Here is a 19,355-nt window from a genome sequence, read left to right as displayed (position 1 = left end):
CGCGAATTCTGAAAGGCGGTGCGACCGAATGAACGAATCCAGACGCAAAGCGCTGTTCCCCCAGGTCTCTGATGAGGATTGGAACGACTGGCACTGGCAGGTGGCCAACCGGATCGAGACCCTGGAGGACCTGAAAAAGTACATCAGCCTGACCCCCGAGGAGGAAGAGGGCGTCAAGGCCTGCCTGGGCACCCTGCGCATGGCCATCACCCCCTACTACCTCTCCCTCATCGACCCTGACGACCCCTATGACCCCGTCCGCCGTCAGGCGGTCCCCACCGCCGCGGAGCTCCACCAGTCCAAGGCCGACCTGCTGGACCCCCTCCATGAGGACGCCGACTCTCCGGCCCCCGGCCTGACCCATCGCTACCCCGACCGGGTGCTGCTGCTCATCACCGATCAGTGCTCCATGTACTGCCGCCACTGTACCCGCCGCCGCTTCGCCGGCCAGCACGACGCCGGCCTGCCGGTGGATCAGGTCGACGTGGCCATCGACTACATCCGCCATCACCCCGAGGTCCGGGACGTGCTGCTCTCCGGCGGCGACGCTCTGCTGGTCTCCGACGAGCGGCTGGAGTACATCATCAAAGAGCTGCGGGCCATTCCCCACGTGGAGATCGTCCGCATCGGCTCCCGCACCCCGGTGGTACTGCCCCAGCGCATCACCCCCGCGCTGTGCGATATGCTGAAGAAGTACCACCCCATCTGGCTCAACACCCACTTCAACCATCCCAACGAGATCACCGCCGAGTCCGCCGCCGCCTGCGCCCGGCTGGCCGACGCCGGCATTCCTCTGGGCAACCAGTCCGTGCTGCTGGCCGGAGTCAATGACTGCGTCCACGTGATGAAGAAGCTGGTCAACGAGCTGGTGAAGATCCGGGTGCGCCCCTACTACATCTATCAGTGCGACCTGAGCATGGGCCTGGAGCACTTCCGCACCCCGGTGTCCAAGGGGATCGAGATCATCGAGGCCCTGCGGGGCCACACCTCCGGCTTCTGCGTGCCCACCTTTGTGGTGGACGCCCCCGGCGGCGGCGGCAAGACCCCCGTGATGCCCAACTATGTCATCTCCCAGGCCCCCCACAAGGTCATCCTGCGCAACTATGAGGGCGTCATCACCACCTACACCGAGCCCGAGCACTATGAGGAGACCTGCCACTGCGAGGTCTGCACGGGCAAGCGGAAGGTGGACTTGATGGGCGTGGCGGCGCTGGAGCAGGGGCACATGATGTCCATGGAGCCCGCCAACCTGGAGCGGCATAAGCGCGAGCAGCATTGACAGCAACGGGGCGGGGGCCGCGGCTCCCGTCCCCTTCCCTTGAAACGAGAGAAACGAGGTGGAACCCCTTGGAATCAAAACTGAACCTGAATTTTGAACTGGTAGAGGAGGCGCGGGCCCACGCGTCCAAGGTGGCCGACGACACCCAGCGGTTCATCGACCGCCACACCACCGTGGCGGTGGAGCGGACGGTGTGTCGCCTGCTGGGCATCGACGGGGTCAACGAGTTCGAGGTGCCCCTGCCCAACGTGGTGGTGGAGCATCTCACCGGCAAGAGCGCCCTGCCCCAAGGCGCGGCCTTCTGGGTGGGCAACGCCATGCTGGCCACCGGCAAGACGCCCCAGGAAATTGCCGAGGCGGTCTCCGCCGGCGAACTGGACCTGACGGCGCTGCCCGCCCACAGCGGCGCCGAGATCGAGGCGGTCCTGGACCCGGTGGTCCGGGAGGCCATGGCGAAGATCGCCGCCCGCCGGAAGCGCCGGGAGGACTTCCTGGCCGAGCACGGCGACAAGCAGGGGCCCTGGATCTATCTGATCGTGGCCACCGGTAACATCTATGAGGACATCACCCAGGCGACCGCCGCCGCCCGGCAGGGCGCCGACGTCATCGCCGTCATCCGCACCACCGGCCAGTCTCTGCTGGACTACGTCCCCTATGGGGCCACCACCGAGGGCTTCGGCGGCACCTACGCCACTCAGGAGAACTTCCGCCTGATGCGCCAGGCCATGGACCAGGTGGGGGCCGAGATGGGCCGCTACATCCGGGTGTGCAACTACTGCTCCGGCCTGTGCATGCCCGAGATCGCCGCCATGGGCGCCTTCGAGGGCCTGGACGTGATGCTCAACGACGCCCTGTATGGCATCCTGTTCCGAGACATCAACATGCAGCGCACCCTGGTGGACCAGAACTTCTCCCGCGCCATCAACGCTTACGCCGGCGTGGTCATCAACACCGGCGAGGACAATTATCTCACCACCGCCGATGCGGTGGAGGAGGCCCACACCGTGCTGGCCTCTCAGCTCCTCAACGAGCAGTTCGCCCTGCGGGCCGGCCTGCCCAAGTCCCAGATGGGTCTGGGCCACGCCTTTGAGATCGACCCCGCCGTAGAAAACGGCTTCCTCTACGAGCTGGCCCAGGCTGAGATGGCCCGGGAGATCTTCCCGGAGGCCCCCCTGAAGTATATGCCCCCCACCAAGTTCATGACGGGCAACATCTTCCGGGGCCATGTCCAGGACGCTCTGTTCAACATGGTCACCATCCTCACCAACCAGAAGATCCACCTGCTGGGCATGATGACCGAGGCCATCCACACCCCCTTCCTGTCCGACCGCTTCCTGGCCATCCAGAACGCCCAGTATATTTTCAATACTATGAAGGACCTGGGCGGCGAGATCGTGTTTAAGGAGGGCGGCATTATGCAGCAGCGGGCCGACCAGGTGCTGCACAAGGCGGCCGACCTGCTCTCCGAGATCGAGCGGCTGGGCATCTTCGAGACCCTGGAGAAGGGCATCTTCGCCGACATCAAGCGGCCCCGGGACGGCGGCAAGGGGCTGGAGGGCGTATTCCAGAAGGCCCCCGGCTATCGGAATCCCTTCCTGGAACCCATGATGAAAGGGGGAATGGATCAATGAGCTCCGGACTGTATCAGATCAGGGACAAGGACCTGGACACCACACTGGACCTCACCAAGCTGCGCCCTTACGGCGATACCATGAACGACGCCAAGGTACAGATGTCCTTCACCCTGCCGGTGAAGGACGACGACAAAGGGGCGGCGGCGGCGGTCCAACTGGCCCAGAAGATGGGCATCCCCGACCCCAACGTGGCCCTGCGCCAGAAGCTGGATGAGAATTTCACCTTCTATGTGGTCTACGGGGCCACCACCCACAGCGTCAACTACAACGAGATCGAGGTCATGACGGTGGCCGACGAGGCCATGGACATGGAGGAGACCAACGAGTACATTCGGGAGCACATCGGCCGCAAGGTAGTGGTGGTGGGCGCCTCCACCGGCACCGACGCCCACACCGTGGGCATCGACGCCATCATGAACCGCAAGGGCTTTGCCGGGCATTACGGCCTGGAGCGCTACGAGATGGTGGAGGCCTACAACCTGGGCTCCCAGGTGCCCAACGACGAGTTCATCCGCAAGGCCCGGGAGCTCCACGCCGACGTGCTGCTGGTGTCCCAGACCGTCACCCAGAAGGACGTGCATGTAAAGAACCTCACCGAGCTCGTCGAGCTGTGCGAGGCCGAAGGCGTGCGGGACAAGATGATCGTCTGCTGCGGCGGCGCCCGCATCACCCATGCGCTGGCCAAGGAGCTGGGCTTTGACGCCGGCTTCGGCGCCGGCACCTACGCCGGCGATGTCATCACCTTCGCCGTGAAGGAGATGGCCCGGCGCATGGGCCGGGAATAAGAACAGGCCATGGGGCAGGGTGTGCCGCGGGGTGCGCCCTGCTCTTCGCGTGCTGTTGCTTCAGGCGGAACGGCACTCTTGAAATTTTTGCGCAAGTTGACGCTTTACAGGCGAGGGCGATTAAGGTATCCTGAGAGGGAACCGGGGGATGAGGCTCCTGCCGGAAACGACACAACGTAAAGGGGACAGTACAATGCGAGGCGTAGAGACCCGTATCCAGGAGATTCGGCATCGGATCTTCCGGGAAGTGGCCCGGATGGCGTACCATACCGAGTGGCCGGTGGACAAGAGGATTGAGGCACTCCCTTATAAGATCATTCCGGGCGAGGTGGGCAACTTCCGCAACGACGTGTTCCTGGAGCGCGCCATCGTGGGCGAGCGCCTGCGGCTGGCCATGGGCCTGCCCTACCGCAGCGCCGCCGAGCACGCCCCCCTGTCGGACAACATCGAGGCGGCGGACCAGGATGAGACCTACTACACTCCGCCTCTCATCAATGTGATCAAGTTCGCCTGCAACGGCTGCAAGGAGAAGCAGGTGCTGGTGACCGAGGGCTGCCAGGGCTGCCTGGCTCACCCCTGTGTGGAGGTCTGCCCCAAGGATGCCATCCGGCTGGACCGCTATAACGGCCGGTCGGTCATCGACCAGGACAAGTGCATCAAATGCGGCCGCTGCGTGGATGTGTGCGCCTATCACGCCATCATCAAGCAGGAGCGGCCCTGCGCCGCGGCCTGCGGCATGAATGCCATTCACTCCGACGTCAATGGCAAGGCCGATATCGACTATGAAAAGTGTGTCTCCTGCGGGATGTGCCTGGTGAATTGCCCCTTCGGCGCCATCGCCGACAAGTCCCAGATTTTCCAGGTCATCCGGGCCATTCAGTCGGGCGAGCGGGTCTATGCCGCGGTAGCCCCCGCCTTTGTGGGCCAGTTCGGGCCCAAGGTGACTCCGGGCAAGCTCCGCGCCGCCATGAAGCAGTTGGGCTTTGCCGACATCTTCGAGGTGGCCATCGGCGCCGACCTGTGCGCCACCCAGGAGGCCGAGGACTTCATCCGGGAGGTGCCCGAGTCCCTTCCCTTCATGGCCACCTCCTGCTGCCCGGCCTGGTCGGTCATGGCCAAAAAGCTCTTCCCCGACTACGCCAGGTGCGTATCCATGGCCCTGACCCCCATGACCCTGACCGCCCGGCTCATCAAGAAGGATCACCCCCACGGCAAGGTGGTCTTTATCGGGCCCTGCGCCGCCAAAAAGCTGGAGGCCATGCGCAAAAGTGTCCGCAGCGAGGTGGACTTTGTTCTCACTTTTGAGGAGATGGCCGGCATTTTCGACGCCAAGCACCTGGACCTGGCCACCATCCAGGAGGACCCGGACGGCGTCAACGACGCCTCGGCCGACGGGCGGAACTTTGCCGTCTCCGGCGGCGTGGCCCAGGCGGTGGTGAACGTGATCCGGGAGCGATTCCCCGAACGGGATATCCAGGTGGCCAGCGCCGAGGGGCTGCAGGAGTGCCGGAAGCTGATGACGGGGGCCGTGGCGGGCAAATACCCCGGCTACCTGCTGGAGGGCATGGCCTGCCCCGGTGGGTGCGTGGCGGGTGCGGGCACCATGCAGCCCATCCTGCGGTCCAAGACGGCGGTGAACCAGTACGCCAGGCAGGCCAAGCACAAGACCTCCAACGAGACGGAGCATATCAAGGAGCTGGATAAGCTGGTGGACTGAGTCCGCCGGCTGTATGACACGCGGGGAGGAGGCGCCGACGGGGCGCCTCCTCCCCGCGCGATTTCAGGAGCCTGAAAAAGTTCTCAAAGATTTTTTCTCTTCCTGCGATAAAAGCCGGGGCCGGTGCGTTAACTGGATGAAAGGGCAAAACGCCAAAACCGACCAAACGGCGCAAACGTGCCCCATTTCGGAAAGGAAGGATTCTTATGAAGCATTTTCGCGCTCCCATCGTAGGTCTGCTGCTGACCGGCGTTCTGCTGGGCGCGGCGGGCGCCGCCACCGTCCAGCATATCACCGCCGACCTGCGTCCCGACATCACCGTCCAGGTGGACGGAGAGAAGCAGACCCTGCTGGACAAAAACGGCGACGTCGTCTACCCCATCACCTACGACGGCACCACCTATCTTCCCATCCGGGCCCTGGGCAACGCCATGGACCTGGAGGTGGAGTGGAACAGCAAGACTCAGACCGTCAGCCTCTACACCAAGACCGACACCAAGCCGGAGGACCTGACCCTGGAGAAACTCACCGAGCGCACGGAAGAGGCCGAGGACACCGTGGCCGAATTGAAGGCCGCCTCCACCTACGCCGGACGGAAGGACCAGTACGATCTGCACAGCGAGACCATCGACAACATCCGGGACGACCTGCACACCTACGCCCAACGGGTCAACGCCCAGCACATGGACGGCAAGCTGGAGACCGACGAATTCAACGTTCTGACCACCCGCATTGACAAGCTGGATAACCGGCTGAAGGACGCCCTGGATCTGCTGCGCAGCAAGACCATCGGCGACGAGACCGGCAAGCTGACCGTGGAGGAGACCCACGCCAGGGCCATCGACGAGCTGACCGAGCGGGTGAAGGCTGTAGAGGCCGAGATCAAGGATCTGAAGCCCGCCGAAACCGACAGCGGCCGGCTGAAGCAGTACAAGGATATGGCGGTGGATCTGAGCCTGCTGTCCAAGGACATCAGCGCCGAGTATAAGAGCCTGAACGCCCACCTGCGGGATGAGAGCCTGACCAACCGGCAGTACAACGCCCTCAACGGCCGTATCAACGCGCTGGACGTCCGGATGAAGGATGCCTGGGACGACCTGGCCGACAAGACCGTGGACTACGACGGTAAGGATGACGATACCTCCAAGCCGGAGGGCTCCGGCGCCTACGACAGCTATGTGAAGCAGATCGAGGCCCTGGACGCCAAGGCGGACCAGCGCCAGAAGGACGTGGAGAACTACAAGCCCGCCAAGGGAGAGCACAACAACAAGCAGGCATGGAGGGCCATCGAGCGGAAGCTAGACGCTCTGGACGACGAGATCGACGCCCTGGAGGATGCCATTGAACGGGACTATAAGGCCGGCAAGCTGACCGGCAGCGAGTACCGGGACCTGAACAAGCAGCTCGACAAGGTGGACGACCGGGTGGATGATCTGGACGACTGGTATGATGACGACTGGGATGACGATGACCATCACGACCACGACGACGATGATGACGACGATTGGGACGACTGAGTGGGAGTGGAAACTGCAGTAAAACGGGAGGCGCGTCAAAATTGACGCGCCTCCCGTTTCTCATGCCTATAAGGAGAAGTCCTCGTCCTTGAGCCGGGAAAAGTCCGGGGCCGCCGGACGGGGCGGCACCCGCTTGAGCGGGTCGTATTGGAAGCCGCGGCAGTGGTACCCGGCGGGCACTACCCCCTTTTTGATGCACATGACGGTCTCGTCATCCAGTCTGGCGCTCCGGGAACAGTAGGAGCATCTGGGGTCCATCTTTTTTTCGAACAACATGTGCCGCGCCTCCAGCCTTTCCTTTGCTGTCTACCATCATAGCACAGCTTTCCGCCTTTTTCTACTGGTTTTTCGCACCGCGGCCAGGGCGGCGGTGAAGAACAGCAGCCACAGCACCCAGGCGCATACGGTGGAGATGGTAAGGGCGGTGGAGAAGTCTAAGGCGGAGAGGCTCTCCACCTGGTCGGCCAGGTAGGAGGACACGGGGGCTTCCAGGGGAAACAGGCGGGCGAGCAGCCCCACAAACAGGGCGGACAGGCCGCCGTGGAGCATTTTTCCCAGGATATAGGTCCGCGCCGACAGACCGCTGCCGCCCAGGAAGGACAGAACCTGGCAGTGAACGGACAGCCCCGCCCATCCCAGCATAAAGGCGGCCATAGACATGCGTCCCGCCATGTCCCCCTCTCCGGACAGGGTCCAGACGCCGGAGGAAATTTCGAAAAAGCCGGTGAGCAGCCGCTCCGCCCAGGCCCGGGAAAACCCCAGCGGTCCCAGCAGCCGCCCCAGGAGCCCGGCCAGCCCCGGCAGCACGCCGGAGAGAAAAAACAGCCTGATGACCACGGTGAAGAACACGACAAAGGCGCAGATATTCAGGGTGGAGAGGAAGGAGTCCCGGATGGCCCCGGTGAAGGCGGCGGTGAAGCGCGCGGCCTCAAAGCGGGGCCCGACCCGGCGGGGCTCGCCCCGGCGTTTGCCCGCCTTGTAAAAGCGAAATACCAGTCCCACGCACACCGAGGCCGCGGCATGGGCCAAGTAGAGCAGCACGCCCACCTTGCTGCTGGCAAAGACCCCAGCCCCCACCACGCCCAGAATAAAGGCGGGGCCGGAATTGTTGCAGAAGGCGAGCAGCCGCTCGGCCTCGGTCTTGGTGCACATGCCCTTCTGGTAGAGCTGTAAAGCGGTTCGGGCCCCCACCGGGTATCCCCCCACAAAGCCCAGGGCCAGGGCGGGGGCGCAGGCCCCCGGCACGTTGAACAGCGGGCGCATGATCCCCTCCAGCGCCCGGCCCAGATGCCCGGCCAGCCCCAGGTCCACCACCAGGGCAGAGAGGACGAAGAAGGGAAACAGGGAGGGGATGATGACGTTGTAGCACAGGGTCAGCCCGTCCCGGGCCGCCGCCATGGAGTCCTTGGGCCAGAACATGAGGGCCAGGGTGGCCAGCAGCAGGGCCAGCCCCAGGCAGAAATCCCGCACGCCCTGACGGGAGAGCAGCTTGGACATACACGCGTCACCTCCATAATGGAAAGGGTATGCGCCGGCGGGGATGTCCTATGCACGGTGGCGGGCTTGTGGTATAATCACGGCAGAGCGTTAGGATGCGGGCCCAGGGGAAACCTGACCGAGCCGGGGTGGGCTCGGCGGCCCCTGCCCGTCTACGACCGCTCCCGGGTGAAGGGCGGCCCCGCCCGGCGCAAGGAGTGGGACTACTATCTGGTCATGGGGGATGGCTTCGCCCTGGCCCTGACCATCGCGGACAGCTCCTGCCTGGGCGTGGCTTCCATCTCCCTGCTGGACTTTCAGGAGGGCGGGCAGGTGACCCGAAGCCCTGTGCGGCTGCTGCCCATGGGCGCCACCGGCCTGCCCGGGACCTCCCAGAGGGGGAATGCGGCGGTGTCCGGCCGGGGCTATGCCCTGCTGTTCCACAACGACGGGCAGAACCGTACACTCACCGCCCACATGGAGCGGTTCCGGGAGGACCAGACCCTGGACGCCCATGTGATCCTCACCGAAGCGCCGCCGGAGTCCATGGTCATCTGCACTCCCTTCGGCAAGCCGGGGCACTTTCATTACAACCAGAAGATCAACGGCCTGCGGGCCCAGGGGACGGTGCGTCTGGGGGAGCAGGTGCGGCGCTTCGAGCCGGAGACCGCCTTCGGCACCCTGGACTGGGGCCGGGGGGTGTGGACCTGGCACAATACCTGGTACTGGGCCTCGGCCTCGGGCCGGCTGGACGGCGTGCCCTTTGGCTTCAACCTGGGCTGCGGCTTCGGAGACACCTCGGCAGCCACGGAGAACGCGGTCTTTTATGACGGAAGGGTCCATAAGCTGTCTGACGTGGCGTTCCGCCTGCCCTGGGACCGGATGGCCCCCTGGACCTTTACGGGAGAACGGTGCGCCCTCTCCATGACCCCGGTGCTGGACCGCTCGGCCTGTGCGGGCGCGGGGCCGCTCCGGTCGGAGCAGCATCAGATCTTCGGCCGGTTCAACGGCACCGTGGTGCTGGACGACGGTACGCCCCTCCGGGTGAGGGACCTGATGGGCTCTGCGGAAAAGGTGGAGAATCGGTGGTAGAGACACAACGGACGGTGGACACGCCTCAAGGGCCCATCACCTATACTCTGACGGTGAAGTCGGTGAAGAATATGAACCTGCGCCTGGAGGGCGACGGGACGGTGCGGGTGTCGGTAAACCGCCGGGTGCCCTATGCGGCGGCGGACGCCTTCGTGCGCAGCCGGGCGGCCTGGATCGGCCGGGGGCGGGAGCGGCTCGCCCAGAGAGGGGCGCCCATCCCGCCTCCGGACCGGGAGGAGGCCTTGCAGAGCTTGACCCGGGCTCTGGACCGGGTGCTGCCTCTGGTGGAGCCTCTGGGGGTGACGCGCCCTGCCCTCCAGGCGCGGTATATGACCAGCCGGTGGGGGAGCTGTCACTGGACCCGGGGAAAGATCGTACTCAACACCGCCCTGGCCGCCCTGCCGGAGGAGCTGATGGACTATGTGACCCTCCATGAGCTGGTCCACTTCCTCCACCCCAACCACGGCCCGGGGTTTTACGCCGTGATGGACCGGCTGATGCCGGACTGGAAGGAAAAGCGGGCGCGGCTGAAGGGCTGCGCACTGCAAAAGCCCTAGGAAAAAAGAAGAGGGGCCGGTCTCTTTTGCCGCTGGACAGGCAAGGAGACCGGCCCTTTTGCATACACATCACCAGACAGGAGGACTCGCTATGGAGAAAAAACCGCGCAAAGAGAGTATTTTGGAAAAGACGGCGGAGGTGTTCGACCTGCCCGGCGACGTGGTGGCGGGCCTGCCCCGGGTGGAGCTGCTGGGAGACCGGCAGCTCCGCATGGAAAATCACAGGGGCATCCTGGCCTACGGCAGCGATGAGATTCACATCAGCGGCGGCAAGCTCATCGTCAAGGTCCGGGGGACCAATCTGGAGCTGCGGGCCATGAACGCGGTGGAGCTGCTGATCACCGGGGACATCACCGGGGTCGATTTGGCATAGGAGGGCGGCCATGCAGAAGATCATCAACTTTTTCCGGGGCAGCGTCCTCTACACCGTGACGGGGGCTTTCCCCGAGCGGTTCCTCAACCTGTGCGCCCAAAACGCGGTGCCCTTCTGGGGCCTGGAGTGGCTGGACGACCACACGCTGCGGCTGTGCTTCGCCCGAAAGGACGCCAAAAAGGCCCGGACCCTGGCGGAGAAGGTAATGTGCGAGGCCAAGGCCGCCCGCCGGGTTGGAGTTCCCTTTTTCCTGGCCAAATTCCGCAGGCGGTACGCCTTCCTGGCCGGGCTGGCTCTGGCGGTGGCGGCGGTGTGCGTGCTGTCCCGGTTCATCCTGACCATCGAGGTCACCGGCAACCGCGCCGTGTCCACCGCCGTCATCCTCTCCGAGCTCAACCGCCAGGGGGTGCGGGTGGGCGCCTACGGCCCGTCCATCGATGAAAAGGTGGTCAGCCAGGAGGCCCTCCTCCGCATTCCCGCGCTGAGCTGGATGGCGGTCAATCTCCACGGCACCCGGGCGGAGGTCATCGTCCGGGAAAAGGTGCCCAAGCCGGACATCGTGGACCGCACGGTGCCCTCCCACGTGGTGTCGGCGGCCACCGGCATCATCACCCATATGGAGGTGCTGGAGGGTCAGCCCCTGTTTCAGGAGGGGGACACGGTGCTGGCCGGGGAGATCCTCATCTCCGGCGTCATCGACGTCCCCGAGCCCCAGTACGCCGATACCGATCTGGGCACCCGCATCACCCACGCCATGGGCAACGTGTGGGCCCGCACCTGGCGGACCCTGGAGGCACGAATCCCCCTGGAGGCCCAGGTGAAGCGCTACACCGGGGAGGAGGTCACCCGCTATTCGCTGGGCATTCTGGACCGGCGGCTCAATTTTTATGGAAATAGTGGCATTTCCCTGGACAAGTATGATAAAATAACCTCATCCCATAGTCTGACCCTTCCCGGCGGCCGGGTGATGCCCCTGGTCCTCCGGGTCGAGCGCTATCGGGGCTATGCCACCGAGCCGGTGGCTCTGGACGCCGAGGCCGCCCGCACTCTGCTGGAGGAGCGGCTCCTGGAGCGGCTGGACGGGCTGGTGGGCGAGGACGGCGAGGTCCTGCGCACGGACTTTACCGTCCGGGAGGAAAACGGCATCCTGGTCGTCACGCTGCTGGCGGAGTGTCGGGAGCAGATCGGCCGGGTAGTGGAATTCGAGGGCCAGGTAGGGCACATCCTGCCTGGCGCGGGCACATAGGACAAGGGGGCGGCACGGCCGCCATTCAATAAGGAGCGAGGCTTTTTGACAGAACAGACCATCAGTATCGAGCGCATGGAGGAGGCCGTCAACCTGTTCGGCTCCTTCGACGAGAACATCCGCATCATCGAGCGGGAGCTCTCCGTGGCGGTGGTGAGCCGGGACGGGGAGCTGAAGGTCTCCGGCGAGGGGGAGGACGTGCTGGCCGCCGTCCAGGCCATCAACGGCCTGCTGACCTACTCCTCCCGGGGGGAGCAGATCAACGAGCAGAACGTCCGCTATATCCTCCAGCTCGTCCGCTCGGGCAACGCCGACAAGATCGGTGAGCTGGCGGGGGACGCGCTGTGCGTCACCGCCAAGGGCAAGCCCATCAAGGCCAAGACCATCGGGCAGAAGCGGTACGTAGAGGCCATCCGGAAAAACACCGTCACCCTGGGCATCGGTCCTGCGGGCACCGGCAAGACCTATCTGGCGGTGGCGGCGGCGGTGGCGGCCTTCCGCGGCGGGCAGGTCAACCGCATCATTCTCACCCGCCCGGCGGTGGAGGCGGGGGAGCGGCTGGGCTTTCTGCCCGGCGACCTCCAGTCCAAGGTGGACCCCTATCTGCGGCCGCTGTACGACGCCCTGTTCGACATGCTGGGCACCGAAAACTACGCCAAATACCTGGAGCGGGGCAACATCGAGGTGGCCCCTCTGGCCTACATGCGCGGCCGGACCCTGGACGACTCCTTTATCATCCTGGATGAGGCCCAGAACACCTCCCGGGAGCAGATGAAGATGTTCCTCACCCGGCTGGGCTTCGGCTCCAAGATCGTCATCACCGGCGACGTGACCCAGATCGACCTGCCCGCCGACAAGGTCTCCGGCCTAAAGGAGGCCATGCGGGTGCTCAACGGAGTGGAGGACATCGCCATCTGCCGCCTGAATGAGGCCGATGTAGTCCGGCACGTCATCGTGCAGCGGATCATCAAGGCCTATGAGGACGACGAGAACCGGCGCAGGATGCCGAAAAAGAAATAAGGCGGGACGGATATGCGCAAACTGTTTGTGGGACTGCTGTTCCTGTTCATCGACTATAACATCGGAAGCGTCAGCGTGACGCCGGGCTTCGTGGGCTATCTGCTCTTCTGGGCCGGCATGGGGGAGGTGGAGTGCCCCACCTTTACCCGGGTGCGGCCCCTGACCCTGGCTATGGCCGGGGCCTCGGCCCTGATATGGGTGCGGAGCTTTTTCACCGGGGCGTTTGACGTCGTCGGTCTGCTGCTGATGGTGGTCACCCTGATGCTGCAGTTGGCGGCTACCCGCTGGCTGGTCCAGGGCCTGTCGGAGCTCCAGGCGAGCCACGGCGCGGACCTGAAGGCCCGGAACCTGCTGACCGGCTGGAACATTATGGCCATTGGCAGCGTGTGCGTCTGCGTGTTCCGCATGGTGGCCTACTCCTTTGCCCAGGCGGCCCTGCTGCTCTATTTCGGCGGGGCGGTGTACTATGCGGTGCTGTTTTACCAGGCCGGGCGGGCCTATCAGAGGGTAAGGACGTGAGAGATATGGAACATGAGATTCTCATCGAGTCTGAGCTGGAGCGGGACGAGCTCTGGGCCGGACTGCTGCGGGAGACCATCTCCGCCGCCCTGGCGGCGGAGGGCGTGGCGGTGCCCTGTGAGGTGGATGTGCTCCTTACCGACGACGAGGGCATCCACCAGATCAATCTGGAGCAGCGGGGGGTGGACGCCCCCACCGACGTGCTGAGCTTCCCCATGTTCGAGTTCACCCCGGGGCAGCCCCCGGCGGAGGGGGCCGAAATCGACCCGGAGACCGGGCTGCTCCCGCTGGGGGATATGGTGGTCTCCATGGAGCGGGCCAGAGCTCAGGGGGAGGAATACGGCCACGGCACCAAACGGGAGCTGGCTTATCTGGCCGTCCACTCGGTGCTCCACCTGCTGGGCTACGACCACATGGACGACGGCCCGCAGAAAGCCCGGATGCGGGCGCGGGAGGAAGCCATCCTGAACCAGTTAGGCATTACGAGAGAATAGAGGATAAATTATGAACATCAAGAGATCCGGCATGATCACCATCGTGGGGCGGCCCAACGTGGGAAAGTCCACCCTGACCAACGCCCTGGTGGGGGAGAAGATTGCCATCGTCACCAATAAGCCCCAGACCACCCGCAACCGCATCTGCGCCGTCCTCAACCGGGGGGACAGCCAGTTCGTGTTCATCGACACCCCCGGCCTCCACAAGGCCCGGACCAAGCTGGGCGACTACATGGTGGGAGTGGTGAAGCAGAGCGTGGCCGACGTGGACGCGGTGATGCTTCTGGTGGAGCCCATCGCCAACGTGGGCGGGCCGGAGGAGGAGCTCATCGGCCGCATCCGGGCGCTGGGGGTCCCCGCCGTGCTGGTCATCAATAAGATTGACACCGTGAAAAAGGAGGACCTGCTGGCCGTCATGCGGGCCTATCAGGCCGCCCATGATTTTCAGGCCATCGTGCCTATCTCCGCCAAAAACGGGGAGGGGGTGGAGGACCTGCTCACCGTGCTGGCCGGTTTTTTGCCGGAGGGGCCGCAGCTCTTCCCCGAGGGCATGGTTACCGACCAGCCCGAGCGCCAGGTCATGGCGGAGATTTTGCGGGAGAAGCTGCTGCTCTGCCTGGATCAGGAGATCCCTCATGGCACCGCCGTGGAGATCACCCGATTTTCCGAGCGGGACAACGAAATCATCGACGTGGACGCCACCATCTACTGCGAAAAGACCAGCCACAAGGGCATTATCATCGGCAAAAACGGCGCCATGCTGAAGAAGATCTCCTCCCTGGCCCGGCAGGACATGGAGGCCTTTATGGGGGCCAGGGTCTATCTGGAGACCTGGGTAAAGGTCAAAGAAAACTGGCGGGATAATTTGAATTTTATCCACAATGTGGGCTATCGGGACGATTAAATTTTACCGCTCATAATCCATCCGCGGACAGGCACCCTAAGAACAAAGGGGGCCAGAGCCATGGATGCTGAGACCATGTGGGATCTGTTTCTGAAGACCGGCTTGCCGGAGGCATATACCCTCTGCCGCTTCCTGTGGGAGGCGGAGGAACAGACGGCGCGGGAGGAGCATTCGGCGTAAGCCGGACTGCCCGGCCCCGCGGCCGTACATAGCGGGCAGGTGGAACCATGCACATTACGACACAGGGCCTGGTCCTGCGGGAGACCAGCTATAAAGAGGCCGACAAGATCCTGACCGTCCTCACCCGGGAGGGCGGCAAGCGGACGGTAAAGGCCCGGGGGTGCCGCCGGAAGAACAGCCCGCTGGCGGCCTCAGCCCAGCTTTTGGTCTGGTCGGATATGACGCTGTTCGAGTACCGGGATTATTTTACCCTCAACGAGGCGGAAGCGCTGGAGCTCTTCTGGGGCGTCCGGCAGGACGTGGAGAAGCTGGCTCTGTGCTCCTATTTTGCCGAGGTCACCGAGCTGGTGGCCGAGGAGGGCAGGCCGGACGCCGGGCTTTTGTCCCTCATCCTCAACTCCATGTATGCCCTGGACAAGCTGAAGAAGCCCCTGCCGCTGGTAAAGGCGGCCTTTGAGCTCAAGCTGCTGTGCCTGGCAGGCTACGAGCCGCTGCTGGACGCCTGCGCCGTCTGCGGCCTGCCCGAGCCGGAGCAGCCCGCTCTGGATCTGGCGGAAGGGGTGCTGCGCTGCGGACACTGCGGCAGCGGCGGCGGGCCCGCGCGGGTTTTGGATACCGCTGCCCTGGCCGCCATGCGCCATGTGGTGTACGGCGACCCCAAAAGGCTGTTTTCCTTTGCCCTCCCGCCGGAGAGCCTGTCCCGGATGGCTGCGGCCTGTGAGGGCTTTCTGCTGGCTCAGCTCGACCGGGGATTTCGCACCCTGGATTTCTACAAGACCCTGTAGACCGGAAAAGGAGGCAGTATGCGGCTTTTTATAGTGGATGCCTTTGCAAAGCGGCGGTTTGCCGGGAACCAGGCGGGGGTGGCGCTGCTCCCGGCGGGGGAGGACTTCCCGGAGCCGGGTTTCATGCAGGCCCTGGCCGCCGAGCTCCGGCACTCGGAGACGGCGTTCGTAAAGCGGCTGGGTCCGGACCGGTTCCGGCTGCGCTACTTCACGCCGGAGGGGGAGGTGGACCTGTGCGGCCATGCCACCATCGCCGCCTTCACGGTGCTGCGGGAGGCGGACGGCCTGCCGGTCGGGGGCTGTACCGCCCTGACGCGGGCGGGGGCGCTGGCCATCCAGGTGGAGGAGGAGGCCGTGTGGATGGACATGGCCCCGCCCCGGGTGCTGCGGGCCCTCACCGACCGGGAGGCGGCGGCGGTGTACCGGGCCTATGGCCTGCCGGAGGAGTGTCGTCCTGTTGATCTGCCGGTGCAGGTGGTGAGCACCGGGCTGGCCGACGTCCTGCTGCCGGTGGACAGCGGGGAGACTTTGGCGGCGGCCATCCAGGATGAGGCCGAGGTGAAGCGCCTGTCGGAGGAGCTGGACGTGGTGGGGGTCCACATGTTCTGCCGGACGCCGGGGACCCGGGCGGTGGCCCTGTGCCGGAACTTCGCCCCCCGTTACGCCATCCCGGAGGAGGCGGCCACCGGCACCTCCAACGGGGCGCTGACCTACTATCTGTACCGCCTGGGGCTGGTGGAGGCCGGGGCGGAGAGCCGCTTTTTCCAGGGGGAGTCCATGGGGAAACCCTCGGAGATCCGGACCCGGCTGCTGGAGACCCCGTCGGGCCCCAAGGTACTGGTGGGCGGGCAGGCGGTGCTGTCCCTGCGGTGTGAACTGCTGTGACGACGCAGAGTGAAACATGTGGTCGAGCGGTGCGGATACGCCTGCGTATCCGCACCGCCTTTTTGCAAAAAAGCACAAAATCTTTACATTTTACTTGCCCGCGCTCATTTTGGTGGCGGCGCTCACGCTGACCGCCTGCGGCGGAGGGCAGATCTGCTTCAAAGGGGAGGATATTACCCGCGCCCGGGGGCGCCGACGCAAGCAACTGCGCCGCCAGATGCAGATGATCTTTTAGGACCCCTTCTCCTCGCTGGACCCCTGCCTATGTATGGCGGAGCTGATTGCAGAACTCCTGCGGATATTCAGAGTTTGCCGGACCCACGACGAGGAGGAGCGCCGGGTCAAGGAATTGATGGACACTGTGGGCATCTCGGCCCACATGGCCTGCGCCTACCCCCATGAACTAGATGACGGGCGCCGCCAACGGATCGGCATCGCCCGTGCACTTGCGCTGGACCCGGATTTCGTGGTATGTGACGAGCCGATCTCCGCCCTGGACGTATCCATCCAGGCCTAGGTTCTGAATCTGCTGAAAGAATTGCAGCGTGACAAGGGGCTCGCCTATATGTTCATCACCCACGATCTGTCCGTGGTCCGTCATATCTCCGATGATATCCTGGTAATGTGTAAGGGGCAGATGGTGGAAAAGGCTCCAGCCAAGGAGCTCTTTTGTCGTCCCATGCATCCCTATACCCGGGGACTCATCTCGGCCATCCCTGTTCCCGGCCTCCACCGGGAACGGCGGCACATTCTACTGAAGGGGGAGGTTACCTCGCCGGTGGACCCGGAGTCGGGCTGCCGTTTTTTGGCCCGCTGCCCCTATGCGAAAGAGAGATGCGCCTGCGAACAGCCGACACTGGTGGAGTGCGGCCCGGACCATCTGACGGCCTGCCACTTTATCCATGAGATCTATGGGGCGTAAGTGGGCGGGCGGACCGCCGGTCCTGCTGGCGCTGACCGGCCTTTTGGCTGCACCGGCGGAGGCGGTGGTATACGAGGGTGCAGACGCTGGGGTCGTGGTCGCCGTCAGCGAGGGAGCCATGACGCCCCGGGCTATTGCCCAGTCCTATGGGGCCAGGGTCACGGAGACGGCCCTGGGGGGCTCTGACAGCGGGTGCCTTCCGACAGGCGGGGCAGACCGACGTGGCCATCGCCTGCGGGGGACATCTGGGAAACAGCCTGCCCGGCGGCACCATCACCCTGGCCGATGTCTACCAGGTCTTTGCCGTAGATGGTCAGGTGGTATCCGTCACGATTACGGCCGGAGAGCTCTATCACTTGATGGAACAGGCCGTGAGCGGCACTGCCATTGACGCGGCGGAGCGCATCGATCCGGCGCGGGGCTCCGACGCCTTCCCCCAGACATCGGGCTTCTCCTTCACCTATGACATCTCTCAGGTCCTGGGCCGCCGCAGGTGTATTTTGAAAAAAGGATTCTAAGTCAGGGTGCGCAGGGTCGGGTAGAGGGCCCGAAATACTGGATAGCGTGCCTCATACCGACGTACAATCTCAGCATCCGGAAAGGCTGTGTCCGTGACCTGAAGCGTCCTGGCCGCCAGCTCCTCCAGACTGCCGCAGGCGCCGCAGCCCTTGACCGCCAGCATGGCCGCTCCCATGGCCGGACCCTCGGTCTGAATGTAATCCATAGGAATGTTCAGTACATTTGCCAGGATGTGACGCCACACCGGACTCTTGGCGCCTCCGCCGCAGACAGTGGCCCGCCGGACCTCCGCTCCCACGGATCTGGCGATCTCCAGCGCGTCCCGAAACGCAAAGGCCACGCCCTCCAGCACCGCTTGGGTCATCTGCCCCCGGGAGGTGTCCAGGGAGAGCCCCACAAAGGCGCCCCGGACCGCCGTATCGTTGTGGGGGGTGCGCTCCCCCATCAGGTAAGGAGCAAACAGTACGGGATTGTTGCCTAGCTGGGAAACGTGCGCCTGTTCGCCGCTGAAGTCGCCGCTTTTCAGGATGTTCTCCATCCACCACTGGTTGCAGGCGGCGGCACTGAGCATGCAGCCCATCAGGTGATAGCCGCCGGTGGCATGGGCAAAGGCGTGCAGGGCGTGATTTTGGGGCAGACGGAACTGATCGCAGGTGATAAAAAGGGTGCCCGATGTGCCCAGGGAGAGATTGCAGCTCCCGTCAGTCAGGGTGCCAGTGCCAACGGCGGCCGCGGCGTTGTCTCCCGCCCCGGCGCACACCCGCACAGATTCCGGCAGTCCCAGTGCCCGGGCCGCCTCCGGCCGCAGGGTGCCGGTGACCTGCCAGCTTTCCCGGAGCACCGGAAGCTGCTCTGCACGAATCCCGCAGATCCGCAACATTTCGGCCGACCACTGCTTATGGGCGGTATCCAGCAGGAGCGTGCCGGCCGCGTCGGAATAGTCTGTACTGTGCACGCCCGTCATGCGATAGGCCAAAAAGTCTTTGGGTAGCATGATCTTATCAATTCTGGAAAAACGCTCCCGCTCGTGTGCGCGGACCCACAGGAGCTTGGGGGCGGTAAAACCGGCAAAGGCGATGTTGCCGGTCAGGGCGGAAAGCCGGTCCTCCCCTATTTCCCGGTTGAGCCAGGCGGTCTCCTGGACGGCCCGACCATCATTCCAGAGAATGGCCGGCCGGATTACCTGATCCTCCCAGTCCAGGAGGACCAGACCGTGCATCTGCCCGCCGAAGCTGATGCCGTCCACCGCGGCGGGGTCGAACCCTTCCAGAAGGGCTCGGGTCCCTGCACAGGTCTGGGACCACCAGTCCTCCGGCGACTGCTCTGACCAGCCGTTCCGGGGAAACGAGAGAGGGTACCTCCGCTGTACGGTCCGCAGCACGCGTCCGCTCTGCTCCATCAGCAGCAGCTTGACTGCAGAAGTGCCTAAGTCGATTCCGATATACAGCATA

At 64.5% G+C, this 19,355-nt stretch carries 22 protein-coding genes; 19 read left to right on the top strand and 3 right to left on the bottom strand.

Translation table 11 applies throughout. The features are described 5' to 3' along the window. Nucleotides 1-28 precede the first annotated feature (28 nt). The 5 genes from ablA to BN2154_RS11460 all read left to right on the top strand — a co-directional run bounded on the left by ablA (nt 29) and on the right by BN2154_RS11460 (nt 6,932). Nucleotides 29-1,279: a lysine 2,3-aminomutase gene (gene ablA / locus BN2154_RS11480; RefSeq protein WP_050618907.1), complete on the top strand. Its 1,251-nt coding sequence runs from the start codon at nt 29-31 to the stop codon at nt 1,277-1,279. A 68-nt stretch (nt 1,280-1,347) separates the two neighbouring features. Further along, nucleotides 1,348-2,910 (top strand): lysine 5,6-aminomutase subunit alpha, encoded by a 1,563-nt coding sequence (locus tag BN2154_RS11475; protein WP_050618906.1) that lies wholly within the window; start codon nt 1,348-1,350, stop codon nt 2,908-2,910. Continuing rightward, a complete protein-coding gene (locus BN2154_RS11470; protein ID WP_050618905.1) occupies nt 2,907-3,698 on the top strand; it encodes a lysine 5,6-aminomutase subunit beta in 792 nt (263 codons plus the stop codon). The genes BN2154_RS11475 and BN2154_RS11470 overlap by 4 nt, the downstream gene beginning before the upstream one ends. A 193-nt stretch (nt 3,699-3,891) precedes the next feature. Further along, the gene (locus BN2154_RS11465) at nt 3,892-5,415 is read left to right on the top strand and encodes a 4Fe-4S dicluster domain-containing protein (RefSeq protein WP_050618904.1); all 1,524 of its coding nucleotides are present in this window, start codon (nt 3,892-3,894) and stop codon (nt 5,413-5,415) included. Between the two features lie 206 nt (nt 5,416-5,621). Beyond that, the gene (locus BN2154_RS11460) at nt 5,622-6,932 is read left to right on the top strand and encodes a stalk domain-containing protein (RefSeq protein ID WP_050618903.1); all 1,311 of its coding nucleotides are present in this window, start codon (nt 5,622-5,624) and stop codon (nt 6,930-6,932) included. A gap of 66 nt (nt 6,933-6,998) precedes the next feature. Here the strand turns inward: BN2154_RS11460 and BN2154_RS11455 are convergent, their stop codons facing one another. Beyond that, nucleotides 6,999-7,208, bottom strand: a complete 210-nt coding sequence (locus BN2154_RS11455) for a hypothetical protein (protein WP_050618902.1) — start codon at nt 7,206-7,208, stop codon at nt 6,999-7,001. A 36-nt stretch (nt 7,209-7,244) separates the two neighbouring features. Continuing rightward, the gene (locus BN2154_RS11450; RefSeq protein WP_050618901.1) at nt 7,245-8,429 is read right to left on the bottom strand and encodes a nucleoside recognition domain-containing protein; all 1,185 of its coding nucleotides are present in this window, start codon (nt 8,427-8,429) and stop codon (nt 7,245-7,247) included. An 18-nt stretch (nt 8,430-8,447) separates the two neighbouring features. On the opposite strand from BN2154_RS11450, the gene BN2154_RS11445 reads away from it, so the two are divergent. The 14 genes from BN2154_RS11445 to BN2154_RS11385 all read left to right on the top strand — a co-directional run bounded on the left by BN2154_RS11445 (nt 8,448) and on the right by BN2154_RS11385 (nt 17,903). Next, nucleotides 8,448-9,500 carry a DUF2804 domain-containing protein gene (locus BN2154_RS11445; protein ID WP_050618900.1) on the top strand — a complete coding sequence of 351 codons (1,053 nt, stop codon included), beginning with the start codon at nt 8,448-8,450 and terminating at the stop codon, nt 9,498-9,500. Continuing rightward, a complete protein-coding gene (locus BN2154_RS11440; RefSeq protein WP_050618899.1) occupies nt 9,494-10,057 on the top strand; it encodes a M48 family metallopeptidase in 564 nt (187 codons plus the stop codon). The genes BN2154_RS11445 and BN2154_RS11440 overlap by 7 nt, the downstream gene beginning before the upstream one ends. 91 nt (nt 10,058-10,148) lie before the next feature. Next, nucleotides 10,149-10,430, top strand: a complete 282-nt coding sequence (locus tag BN2154_RS11435; RefSeq protein WP_050618898.1) for a YabP/YqfC family sporulation protein — start codon at nt 10,149-10,151, stop codon at nt 10,428-10,430. A 10-nt stretch (nt 10,431-10,440) separates the two neighbouring features. Beyond that, nucleotides 10,441-11,676, top strand: a complete 1,236-nt coding sequence (locus BN2154_RS11430; protein ID WP_050618897.1) for a sporulation protein YqfD — start codon at nt 10,441-10,443, stop codon at nt 11,674-11,676. A gap of 45 nt (nt 11,677-11,721) precedes the next feature. After that, complete coding sequence (locus tag BN2154_RS11425; RefSeq protein WP_050618896.1) at nt 11,722-12,696, top strand: PhoH family protein; 975 nt, start codon at nt 11,722-11,724, stop codon at nt 12,694-12,696. Nucleotides 12,697-12,708: 12 nt separating this feature from the next. After that, complete coding sequence (locus BN2154_RS11420; RefSeq protein WP_050618895.1) at nt 12,709-13,215, top strand: hypothetical protein; 507 nt, start codon at nt 12,709-12,711, stop codon at nt 13,213-13,215. Between the two features lie 5 nt (nt 13,216-13,220). After that, nucleotides 13,221-13,709, top strand: coding sequence for an rRNA maturation RNase YbeY (ybeY, locus tag BN2154_RS11415; RefSeq protein ID WP_050618894.1), 489 nt, complete (start codon nt 13,221-13,223; stop codon nt 13,707-13,709). A 10-nt stretch (nt 13,710-13,719) separates the two neighbouring features. Then, nucleotides 13,720-14,613, top strand: a complete 894-nt coding sequence (gene era, locus BN2154_RS11410) for a GTPase Era (RefSeq protein ID WP_050618893.1) — start codon at nt 13,720-13,722, stop codon at nt 14,611-14,613. Nucleotides 14,614-14,840: 227 nt separating this feature from the next. Continuing rightward, nucleotides 14,841-15,578: a DNA repair protein RecO gene (gene recO / locus BN2154_RS11405; RefSeq protein ID WP_050618892.1), complete on the top strand. Its 738-nt coding sequence runs from the start codon at nt 14,841-14,843 to the stop codon at nt 15,576-15,578. Between the two features lie 18 nt (nt 15,579-15,596). Then, nucleotides 15,597-16,463: a PhzF family phenazine biosynthesis protein gene (locus BN2154_RS11400; protein ID WP_050618891.1), complete on the top strand. Its 867-nt coding sequence runs from the start codon at nt 15,597-15,599 to the stop codon at nt 16,461-16,463. 16 nt (nt 16,464-16,479) lie between these two features. Beyond that, a complete protein-coding gene (locus BN2154_RS16175; protein ID WP_050618890.1) occupies nt 16,480-16,698 on the top strand; it encodes a hypothetical protein in 219 nt (72 codons plus the stop codon). A gap of 33 nt (nt 16,699-16,731) precedes the next feature. Beyond that, nucleotides 16,732-16,980: an ATP-binding cassette domain-containing protein gene (locus BN2154_RS16170; RefSeq protein ID WP_094762492.1), complete on the top strand. Its 249-nt coding sequence runs from the start codon at nt 16,732-16,734 to the stop codon at nt 16,978-16,980. Between the two features lie 48 nt (nt 16,981-17,028). After that, complete coding sequence (locus BN2154_RS16165) at nt 17,029-17,385, top strand: oligopeptide/dipeptide ABC transporter ATP-binding protein (RefSeq protein WP_050618889.1); 357 nt, start codon at nt 17,029-17,031, stop codon at nt 17,383-17,385. A 146-nt stretch (nt 17,386-17,531) separates the two neighbouring features. Next, complete coding sequence (locus BN2154_RS11385) at nt 17,532-17,903, top strand: 5'-nucleotidase C-terminal domain-containing protein (RefSeq protein ID WP_094762491.1); 372 nt, start codon at nt 17,532-17,534, stop codon at nt 17,901-17,903. Here the strand turns inward: BN2154_RS11385 and xylB are convergent. Then, nucleotides 17,900-19,354: a xylulokinase gene (gene xylB / locus BN2154_RS11380; protein WP_050618887.1), complete on the bottom strand. Its 1,455-nt coding sequence runs from the start codon at nt 19,352-19,354 to the stop codon at nt 17,900-17,902. The two genes, BN2154_RS11385 and xylB, sit on opposite strands and share 4 nt — an antisense overlap. Between the last annotated feature and the right edge of the window lies 1 nt (nt 19,355).

Origin of the sequence: Intestinimonas massiliensis (ex Afouda et al. 2020) (assembly GCF_001244995.1) — a bacterium.
In the GTDB taxonomy this organism is placed as follows: domain Bacteria; phylum Bacillota; class Clostridia; order Oscillospirales; family Oscillospiraceae; genus Intestinimonas; species Intestinimonas massiliensis.
This window is presented reverse-complemented; position numbering and strand designations above follow the sequence as displayed.

What these genes read in the sequence shown, in the direction of transcription:
- ablA (WP_050618907.1), top strand. Translation starts at nt 29, where the DNA reads ATGAACGAATCCAGACGCAAAGCGCTGTTCCCCCAGGTCTCTGATGAG.
- BN2154_RS11470 (WP_050618905.1), top strand. Translation starts at nt 2,907, where the DNA reads ATGAGCTCCGGACTGTATCAGATCAGGGACAAGGACCTGGACACCACA.
- BN2154_RS11465 (WP_050618904.1), top strand. Translation starts at nt 3,892, where the DNA reads ATGCGAGGCGTAGAGACCCGTATCCAGGAGATTCGGCATCGGATCTTC.
- BN2154_RS11460 (WP_050618903.1), top strand. Translation starts at nt 5,622, where the DNA reads ATGAAGCATTTTCGCGCTCCCATCGTAGGTCTGCTGCTGACCGGCGTT.
- BN2154_RS11455 (WP_050618902.1), bottom strand. Translation starts at nt 7,208, where the DNA reads ATGTTGTTCGAAAAAAAGATGGACCCCAGATGCTCCTACTGTTCCCGG.
- BN2154_RS11450 (WP_050618901.1), bottom strand. Translation starts at nt 8,429, where the DNA reads ATGTCCAAGCTGCTCTCCCGTCAGGGCGTGCGGGATTTCTGCCTGGGG.
- BN2154_RS11445 (WP_050618900.1), top strand. Translation starts at nt 8,448, where the DNA reads ATGGAAAGGGTATGCGCCGGCGGGGATGTCCTATGCACGGTGGCGGGC.
- BN2154_RS11435 (WP_050618898.1), top strand. Translation starts at nt 10,149, where the DNA reads ATGGAGAAAAAACCGCGCAAAGAGAGTATTTTGGAAAAGACGGCGGAG.
- BN2154_RS11430 (WP_050618897.1), top strand. Translation starts at nt 10,441, where the DNA reads ATGCAGAAGATCATCAACTTTTTCCGGGGCAGCGTCCTCTACACCGTG.
- BN2154_RS11420 (WP_050618895.1), top strand. Translation starts at nt 12,709, where the DNA reads ATGCGCAAACTGTTTGTGGGACTGCTGTTCCTGTTCATCGACTATAAC.
- ybeY (WP_050618894.1), top strand. Translation starts at nt 13,221, where the DNA reads ATGGAACATGAGATTCTCATCGAGTCTGAGCTGGAGCGGGACGAGCTC.
- era (WP_050618893.1), top strand. Translation starts at nt 13,720, where the DNA reads ATGAACATCAAGAGATCCGGCATGATCACCATCGTGGGGCGGCCCAAC.
- recO (WP_050618892.1), top strand. Translation starts at nt 14,841, where the DNA reads ATGCACATTACGACACAGGGCCTGGTCCTGCGGGAGACCAGCTATAAA.
- BN2154_RS11400 (WP_050618891.1), top strand. Translation starts at nt 15,597, where the DNA reads ATGCGGCTTTTTATAGTGGATGCCTTTGCAAAGCGGCGGTTTGCCGGG.
- BN2154_RS16175 (WP_050618890.1), top strand. Translation starts at nt 16,480, where the DNA reads ATGTGGTCGAGCGGTGCGGATACGCCTGCGTATCCGCACCGCCTTTTT.
- BN2154_RS16170 (WP_094762492.1), top strand. Translation starts at nt 16,732, where the DNA reads ATGGCGGAGCTGATTGCAGAACTCCTGCGGATATTCAGAGTTTGCCGG.
- BN2154_RS16165 (WP_050618889.1), top strand. Translation starts at nt 17,029, where the DNA reads ATGTTCATCACCCACGATCTGTCCGTGGTCCGTCATATCTCCGATGAT.
- BN2154_RS11385 (WP_094762491.1), top strand. Translation starts at nt 17,532, where the DNA reads ATGGGGCCAGGGTCACGGAGACGGCCCTGGGGGGCTCTGACAGCGGGT.
- xylB (WP_050618887.1), bottom strand. Translation starts at nt 19,354, where the DNA reads ATGCTGTATATCGGAATCGACTTAGGCACTTCTGCAGTCAAGCTGCTG.